Here is a 1,413-nt window from a genome sequence, read left to right as displayed (position 1 = left end):
ATCCGTGATCTTGATTGTCAACCAACCGGAATCGGAAATCAAAGCGTTAAGCTCAACCKTGATCCAATGGCTGCCAATTTCTTTCAACGGGATTCTCAATAGGGTCTTATCGCCGTCATATCGGTTATGGTTCACGATAAGTTCTCTGGTATCCCTTCCGGTAAGCGACATTGCAAGAATATAAGCCCCATTCTCACCAGCGCTGTTGCCTCCCGCGAGTGTATCAGCTGCTTGGGCATTCGTAGCTTTCAGTTGGAAAATATGCCGGAAGTTAGGCTGGTTCCACTGATTGCCATCCGGAATGTTCCACAGCCATTGATAGGAAACAATATCGCCGTCATACGCCGTAAAATCCTTAGTCGAATCTTCGCTTGGACGAATTTCGATCCTTTGCCTATCGTTGATGGCCGCACCACCGACCACATAACCTTTTTCCCAGTCAAAAACACCCTTGTGCGCATATTCGCCATTACGAACTTTGTCTTCAAATTCATTATTTAGGCCTCTGCCTTGAGCCACGACTTTGAACACATTTTTCTGAAGGGTGCTATCCCAGACGCTCTGAACATGGTTGTCCGCTAAAGTCGCTTCAGGACGATCACCATAATATTCGTGATAAGCATCTCGAATTCGTTTGGTTACTCCTTCAACCGGCTCATCAGTGCCCATCGCTCCGCCTAGAACATTATAAGGAGAAACGCCATCAATGGCATTCATCTTGATAGTTTTACTATTCTCTCCAAAACCGCGTGCTGTCACGTCCAATGCAAAGATCGACGGAGTCCCGCTACTAAGATGGAAAGTGAACGCATTCGTGCCCAGCGGCAACTTGGCGAGGAAAGGAGATTCGAATGTAACCTTATTGCCTATTACTTTGTAATCCGTATTTAAAATAAGCTCTTTGCCTTGAGCATTCGTTATTCTTGTAATTGACTGGCCGCTTGCAAGGCTAACAGTTGTGCTGATTGGTTCACTTTGATCCCATGTACTGTAGACAGCTTGGGATGGTGTAAGGTCCGTCATATTGGTTACAGGATCTTTGCCATAAATGACCAAACCCGATAATCCCATAGCCGAAATATTATCATCGGCACGGCGGTCACGTGGACCAACCAATACTGTGTTGATCATCACATACCGCGCAGTGAACGGGTATAAGAACGTTTTGGTATCAAAGCCCCATTGCTGACCGTTGTAGGTCACATAGGACCACATACCTTCGGTCTCCGTACCTCCGGCTAGCTTCCACCCGTTGCCTTCCCAGTCATAGTTGCTAGCCATATCCGAAGCTGTTGGCGCACTTGCCCAAGAGTGAGGATCACTCGAGTAGTAGACTTCGAATCGATTAGCGTTCTCCTGAATATTCGCAATGATATTTGGAATTTCAAGATACAGTTTATCCACTGTCTTGGG

The 1,413-nt window shown here is 46.5% G+C and carries 1 protein-coding gene; it reads right to left on the bottom strand.

All coding sequences use genetic code 11. The features are described 5' to 3' along the window. Positions 1-1,413, bottom strand: a 1,413-nt coding sequence (locus AC1DUA_RS37555; RefSeq protein WP_477504564.1) for a X2-like carbohydrate binding domain-containing protein, incomplete at both ends; no start/stop codon positions are given.

The sequence above is a fragment of the Paenibacillus sp. 01T422 genome, assembly GCF_056398785.1.
This window is presented reverse-complemented; position numbering and strand designations above follow the sequence as displayed.